7 protein-coding genes, 1 other RNA gene and 1 pseudogene are annotated in these 6933 nt (G+C 64.0%); all 9 read left to right on the top strand.

Annotation, left to right across the window (positions count from 1 at the left end):
* Positions 1 to 214 (top strand): annotated as a pseudogene (locus QZY03_RS05565) (hypothetical protein); the annotation flags it as partial.
* Between the two features lie 10 nt (positions 215 to 224).
* Complete coding sequence (gene rsmI, locus QZY03_RS05560) at positions 225 to 1091, top strand: 16S rRNA (cytidine(1402)-2'-O)-methyltransferase (protein WP_295578875.1); 867 nt, start codon at positions 225 to 227, stop codon at positions 1089 to 1091.
* A gap of 200 nt (positions 1092 to 1291) precedes the next feature.
* Complete coding sequence (locus QZY03_RS05555; protein ID WP_295578873.1) at positions 1292 to 1945, top strand: hypothetical protein; 654 nt, start codon at positions 1292 to 1294, stop codon at positions 1943 to 1945.
* Positions 1946 to 1997: 52 nt separating this feature from the next.
* Positions 1998 to 2684 (top strand): hypothetical protein, encoded by a 687-nt coding sequence (locus QZY03_RS05550; protein WP_295578871.1) that lies wholly within the window; start codon positions 1998 to 2000, stop codon positions 2682 to 2684.
* Positions 2685 to 2810: 126 nt separating this feature from the next.
* Positions 2811 to 3195, top strand: an RNA gene (gene rnpB, locus QZY03_RS05545) — RNase P RNA component class A.
* Positions 3196 to 3468: 273 nt separating this feature from the next.
* Positions 3469 to 3924 (top strand): division/cell wall cluster transcriptional repressor MraZ, encoded by a 456-nt coding sequence (gene mraZ, locus QZY03_RS05540; RefSeq protein WP_295578868.1) that lies wholly within the window; start codon positions 3469 to 3471, stop codon positions 3922 to 3924.
* Positions 3925 to 3932: 8 nt separating this feature from the next.
* A complete protein-coding gene (rsmH, locus tag QZY03_RS05535) occupies positions 3933 to 4865 on the top strand; it encodes a 16S rRNA (cytosine(1402)-N(4))-methyltransferase RsmH (protein ID WP_295578866.1) in 933 nt (310 codons plus the stop codon).
* Positions 4862 to 5176, top strand: coding sequence for a cell division protein FtsL (gene ftsL, locus QZY03_RS05530; RefSeq protein ID WP_020508357.1), 315 nt, complete (start codon positions 4862 to 4864; stop codon positions 5174 to 5176). Before rsmH ends, ftsL begins: the two co-directional genes overlap by 4 nt.
* Positions 5163 to 6926 carry a penicillin-binding protein 2 gene (locus QZY03_RS05525; RefSeq protein ID WP_295578863.1) on the top strand — a complete coding sequence of 588 codons (1764 nt, stop codon included), beginning with the start codon at positions 5163 to 5165 and terminating at the stop codon, positions 6924 to 6926. Before ftsL ends, QZY03_RS05525 begins: the two co-directional genes overlap by 14 nt.
* The last annotated feature ends 7 nt before the right edge of the window (positions 6927 to 6933 follow it).

The raw sequence follows: 6933 nt of genomic DNA, 5'->3' as shown, positions 1-6933 counted from the left end.
CCGAGTCCCTGAGACCGAGCGGCGCGCCTTATCCACCCTACAACGGAGCCGGTTTCGTAGGGTGGATAAGCGCAGCGCATCCACCATCGGCCTCGCTGCCGACACGCTGTTGGCGGCGGCCACCCAAATTTGGAACTGCTGCGCGGTTGCTGCCGGCCGAATTTGGGGCAACGGACCAATCATGGTGCATAATATGACCCCTGGTGCAGTGTGAGGGCGATGGAGTGGAAGGAAAACGCGGCATACTATACGTGGTAGCAACACCGATCGGCAATCTGGGTGATCTGACGGAGCGCGCCCGTAAGGTGTTGACCGACGTGGACCTGATCGCCGCCGAGGATACGCGGGAGACCCGGCACCTGCTCGCCCATTGCGGCATCAATACCCGACTCATCGCTTACCATGATCACAACGAGTCCAAGGCCGCCGCACGCCTGATCGAATCACTGGAGTCGGGTCTGAACCTGGCCCTGGTTTCCGATGCCGGCACACCACTGATCAGCGATCCGGGCTATGAATTGGTGGCGACCGCGCGGGCGCGGGGGCTCGCGGTGGTGCCGATCCCAGGGGCCAATGCAGCAATCTGCGCGCTCTGTGCCGCGGGCCTGCCCAGCGACCGCTTCCTGTTTCTCGGGTTTCCGCCGCGCACCAGCGCCCAACGACGGGCCTGGTTCGCGCCACTCGCGCGCGAGCAAGCGACCCTGATTCTCTACGAGAGCGGGCGACGCGCCATTGAGACCCTGACCGATCTGGCCGCAATCCTGGGACAAGACCGGCGCGTCGTGGTCGCCCGCGAACTGACCAAGCGCTTCGAGACCTTTCTCAGCGGCTCGGCGGACGCACTGGCCCAACGGATGGCGACCGATGCGGAGCAGCAACTCGGCGAACTGGTGATTCTGGTGGAGGGTAACCGCTCGCCGCAGACCGCTGACGAGGCGGAGCAAGGCCGGGTGCTGCGCGTCCTGGCCGCCGAACTCCCCCTGCGCCAGGCCGCGGGCCTGGCCGCACAGCTCACCGGCGCCCGGAAAAACGATCTCTACAGGCTGGGGCTGGAACTCGGTCTGGGGGCAAAGCGCTCCGGTTTGTTATGACACACCTTGAGAGTGCTTAGTCGTTTTCCTGACTGGTCTTTCCCAAAGTATTTGCTATCTTGTGCCGAGGATAAACCTCGCGATTTGCGCTATGCGCTTCGGTGGGCGCCATTGCTCAAGGAGCCCGTTCCAGGTCCAACCACCGTACCCATATCCTAAGCACAACATTTGCCGCGAGGCGGTTCGCCGGAGCAACCATCATGATGACGCAATCGCTGCGCGAGATCTTTATCAGAGATTTCCAGCGCTACCACGGCAACCGGTACCCTGGGCGCTGCGTCGGCGTCCGGTCAACCTTGCGAATTCTCTTCGGCTCTCCGGGTTTTATAACGCTCGTGCTACATCGGTTGACGCGCTATGGAATGCAGACACCAGCGCGCGGGGCTGTTCGCTGGATCAGGCTATTATGGTTAGGGCCGGTCCGGTGGCTTCAGCTTAAGCTCCCGCGCGCCATCGCCAAGATCTACATTACGCCGGACACGCAGATCGGTACGGATATCTGGCTATCGGACAGCGGCCACATGATCATCGGTGCCTTCTCCCTGGGACATGGATGCGTCATTCACAAGCGCGTCACGATCGGCATGGCTCACAGCAATAAAGGCCACCTACCGCGAATCGGCTCCAATGTCTGGATCGGCTCCAACTGCTTGATCTATGGAGGTATCCAGATCGCTGATGGCGTCACGATTCTCCCGGGAACCGTGTTGAGCAAAAGCGTTCCGGCAACAGGCATCGTCCTTCAGGGTAATCCGGCGAGGGTGATATGTAATGACTTCGACAATAGTAGGCTGCGCGCTTCCAGCAATCCGGATGCATCTTCCTTTCTGCCCGATCAGATAACGGTTTCTTGAGCGACCGCTCACCGACGCAAAGCCTTCAGTGCGCTGGTATCCGACGGAGCCTATGACGGAATGCAGCAAGATTCCAGATACCGCGCCCAGCGATAGATCGCCGGCGCGTTTAATACCGACGTTTGGTTTGAGTCGGCAAGGGCGCGAACGCGATAATCAGAGAACCAACATGTGGAATGATCTTTACGCCGATATCGTACGGTTCAACAAGCGCAAGAAGCCTCTCACTGGACGGCGGATATTTCATCTATTGCGTAAACCCGGACCGATGGCACTGTTCGCTTATCGACTCGGTCGCTGGGTGCGCCAACACCAGCGTCGGGTCATTTTTTTTCCCGTGGTCGCGACCTTGAAGCCGCTTTATTGGCTACTGACCGGATACGTCCGGACGATGTACGATATTCACTTGGACTCCACCGCCGAAATCGGTCCCGGACTCTTCATCGGTCATTTTGGAGGAATCCATCTCAGTCACTGCCGCCTGGGTGCACATTGCTCGATTTTTCAGGAGGTCTATTTGGGGCCGGCCGCGCATGGCGGTGACGGACCCACGGTTGGGGATCGCGTCTGGTTCGGACCCCTCGCCACAGTCGACGGGCCACTCCGGGTGGGGAATAACGCCACCCTCGGCGCGGGATGTGTCGCTGTTCAGGATGTTCCACCCGTGTCACTCGTCGTGGGAAACCCAGGGCGGATCGTCAATCTTAACTATGATAACAGCAAAATTCTGGACCCCTAGAGCAGCACGCAATTCTCGCTGTGGACCGCTGGAACCCTGCCAACATCCAGCCAGGAGCGCGGGGAAATGCTGACGCGGGATAACTCATGACACCGACCGACCCCTGATCGGCTAGACTACCGGCTGGGAGTCGGCCGGACAGCCGCTCCGCCCGCTTGCGGGCGGGGAGGAAAGTCCGGGCTCCATAGGGCAGGGTGCCAGGTAACGCCTGGGGGGCGCGAGCCCACGGAAAGTGCCACAGAAAATATACCGCCAATCCGTGTTCCGGCGACTGTCGGAACACGAATGGTAAGGGTGAAATGGTGCGGTAAGAGCGCACCGCGCCGGCGGCAACGTCGACGGCAGGGTAAACCCCACCCGGAGCAAGACCAAATAGGGGGACGGGCAGCCCACGGGCTGCGACGCGCGGCCCGCGCGTGTCCCCGGGTAGGTCGCTCGAGGCGTATGGCGACATGCGTCCCAGATGAATGGCTGTCCTCGACAGAACCCGGCTTACAGGCCGACTCCCTCCCCCTCACCGGTGACGCCCGCCCCCAGCGGCGGCGCGCACCTGCAACAGCCATCCCTTAGCCGGGCCGATTCCACGGTAATCAAGCTCATCCTACTGAGCTGACGCGCTTTTGTCCGACTTCGGATGACGCGTTGCGACTTACTTTTAAGTCGCTGAGCATTAACAAAAAACCTGACCAGACAAACTTGACGCTCGCGAGGTCGCTGGCTAATATGGGCGCAAAGTGGGGGAAAGTGGGAAAAACGGGATAAAGAGCGCGCCCGGGGGAGAGGAGTGTTTCGCGGTTCCACCTATCTCAGCCTTGATGCCAAGGGGCGCCTCGCGATCCCGGCCAAGCCGCGCGAGCGGCTGCTGGCCGCGGGCGATGCGAACCTGATCCTGACGGTGGACCGGGCACGTTGCCTGTTGCTCTTCCCGGTAAAAACCTGGGAGGTGATCGAGCGTGACTTTGCCGACTTGCCCGCCTTCGATGAGGTCGCCCGTTCCGTACTGAGGCTCTATCTGGGTCACGCGGAAGAAGTCGAGATGGACGCTCAGGGGCGCATCCTGCTGCCCCAGCACCTGCGTGAATTTGCCTATTTAGATAAGCGTGTCGCCCTGGTCGGTCAGGGCGGGAAGTTCGAGATATGGGACGAGCAGCGATGGAAGGACAAGACCCTGGCGGATCTGGACGACCGGAACATCGGCGAGATGGCCATGTCGTCCGCGCTCGGCAAACTGAAGTTTTAACACGCGCCGTGACGGACGCGACCCATCGACCGGTCTTATTGGAGGACAGCGTGCAGGCTCTGGCGATTGATCCCAACGGCGTCTACGTCGACGGCACCTTCGGCCGCGGCGGCCATGCGCGCGCGATTCTCGCGCGACTGGGGAGCGCCGGGCGTCTGATCGCCATCGATCGGGACCCGGAGGCCATCATGGCCGCGGGTGTTCTGGCCGCGACCGACCCCCGCCTGACCGCCGTCCAGTCCCCCTTCGGCGAACTGGCCGCGGCCGTCTCACGTGTCGGCGTCGCCGGAGGCGTGCAGGGTATCTTGTTGGATTTGGGAGTCTCCTCGCCGCAACTCGACACCGCCGAGCGCGGCTTCAGTTTCATGACCGACGGTCCGCTCGATATGCGCATGGACCCAAGCCGCGGTGCGTCCGCCGCCGTCTGGCTGGCCCACGCCGAACAAGGCGTGATCGCCGCGGTGCTGCGCGACTTCGGGGAAGAGCGGTTTGCCGGGCGCATTGCCCGCGCGATCGTCACGACGCGCGTGCACTCCCCCATCCAGACCACCCGCCAGCTCGCCGACCTGGTGGCGCGTGCGGCCCCGACCCGGGAGCCGGGAAAGCACCCCGCCACCCGCACCTTCCAGGCTCTGCGCATTCAGGTCAACGACGAACTCGGCGAGCTGACGCGCGCGCTGGCCCAGGTGTGCGACCTGCTCGCGGTCGCCGGACGCCTGGTGGTCATCAGCTTCCACTCGCTGGAGGATCGCATCGTCAAGCGCTTCATCCGCGACGAAGCACGCGGCCCGCAGTTCCCCAAGGGGCTCCCGGTGACTGCGGCCGAGACGCAGGGACGCCTGCGCGCGCTGGGCAAGCCGGTGCGTCCGGGTCCGGCGGAAACGGCAGGCAATCCGCGGGCGCGCAGCGCCATCCTGCGGGTTGCGGAGCGTTGCGCATGAAGCCGGCGCGTCATCCGTTGATGAAGCGCACCGGCGCCGTCGCGGTGCTCCTGTTGCTCGGCCTGATCACCGCATCCGGGGTCTGGGTCGTGCATACCAAATACCTGACACGCATCCATTTCGCTCAATTGCAGGACCTTCGCGCCCAACGAGACGCTTTGGACGTGGAGTGGAATCGGTTACGCCTGGAAGAGGCCGCTTTGTCCACCGACGTCCGGGTGGAACGCAAGGCGCGCGATCAACTGGGCATGTATCTACCCCGCGTCGATGACGTAATGCTGATTGAAGAGGCAGGCCATGGCGCTCCCTAAACGGCGGATCAAACACGGCGGTCGAAGCACGCGCGACCCGGTCACGCCCAACCCCCGGGTGCGTCGCCGCGTCCTGCTGGGCGGCCTGGCGTTCGCCTTCGTCATGGTCGCGTCCGCGGTGTTCTACCGTCAGGTGGTGGAAACCGAGTTCCTGCGCGGCGAGGGTGAGCGGCGCTACCTGCGCGTGGGTGAGATCCCGGCCCGCCGCGGCATGATCCTGGACCGCAACGGGGAGCCGCTGGCCGCCAGCACCCCGGTCGAGACCATTTGGGCCGATCCGCGCAAACTCGTGACCCAACTCGAGGTCCTTCCCGAACTCGCCCGGTGCCTGGGGCTCAAGCCGGCTGAACTGCGCGAGCGCGTGCAAGCGAACGCCAAGCGTGGCTTTATCTATCTGAAGCGAAGGGTCAGCCTTGAGGAAACCGGCGCGCTGCGCGAACTGATCAAACGCCGCGGCATCGACGGTGTGGACTTCGAAACCGAATACCGGCGCTTCTACCCCGGCGTGGAGGTCTTCGGTCACGTTCTCGGCTTCACGGATGTGGAAGACCGCGGCCAGGAGGGGATGGAATCCGTCTATGACAGCTTGCTGCGCGCCGAACCCGGTCTGCGGCGGGTGATTCAGGACGGACGGCAGCGCATCGTGCAGGAGGTCGAGCAGATCCGCCCGCCCCGCCCCGGCAAGGACTTGGTCTTGAGCCTGGACCGGCGGCTGCAATTCCTCGCCTACCGCGAACTCAAGGCCGCGGTGGCCGAGAACAAGGCGGTCGGCGGCACCGCGGTGGTGCTGGATGTGACCACGGGCGAAGTGCTGGCGATGGTCAACCAGCCTGGTTATAACCCCAATGCGTTGAGCGGGCGCGACGCCGAACGACGCCGTAACCGCGCCCTGACCGACGTCATGGAGCCGGGTTCCACGGTCAAGCCGCTGGTGGTCGCAGCGGTACTGGAGCGCGGCCTGGTGACTCCGACCACCCGGGTCAACACGGCTGGCGGCACCTATGCCGTCGCCGGCGGCATCGTGCGCGACGTGCACAGCTACGGCACTCTGGACGTGACCGGAATCATCACCAAGTCGAGCAACGTCGGCGTGGTCAAGCTCGCCCAGATGATGGATTACGCTTCGCTCTGGAAAGCCTATGACCAACTGGGGTTCGGACACCCGACCGGGGTCGAGTTCCCGGCCGAAACCCGCGGCGTCCTGCGTCACCACACCCGTTGGCGGCCGTTCGATCATGCCACCATGGCCTTCGGCTACAGCGTGTCGGTCACCGCCGTCCAGTTGGCCCAAGCCTACGCGGTGCTGGCCGCCGATGGCGTCAAGCGCCCGATCACCCTGATCCGGCGCGATCACGCACCCGAAGGAACGCGCGTACTGAGCGCCAAGACGGCACGTGCGGTGCGGGTGATGATGGAGACCGTGGTGTCGGACAAGGGCACGGCCAAGCGCGCCAGCGTCCCGGGCTATCGGGTCGCCGGCAAGACGGGCACCGCCAAGAAGGCGTCCGGCAGTCGCGGCTATGCCGCCGGCCGTTACCAGGCGGTCTTCGCCGGGATGGCCCCCGCCGGAAATCCACGCCTGGTGATGGTGGTCATGATCGACGAACCGCACGGCGGCGCCTACTACGGCGGCGTGGTGGCGGCCCCGATCTTCGCGAAGGTCATGGAAGGGGCCCTGCGACTCTTCAACGTGCCCCCGGATGACCCCACGCCATCCATGCTCCTGGCCGGCGGCCGGGCTGACCCATGACGACCGC

It is taken from the genome of uncultured Lamprocystis sp., assembly GCF_903933125.1.
Taxonomy (GTDB): domain Bacteria; phylum Pseudomonadota; class Gammaproteobacteria; order Chromatiales; family Chromatiaceae; genus Thiodictyon.
Note: the sequence above shows the minus strand (reverse complement) of the source record. Positions and strands in the feature narration are given on the sequence as shown.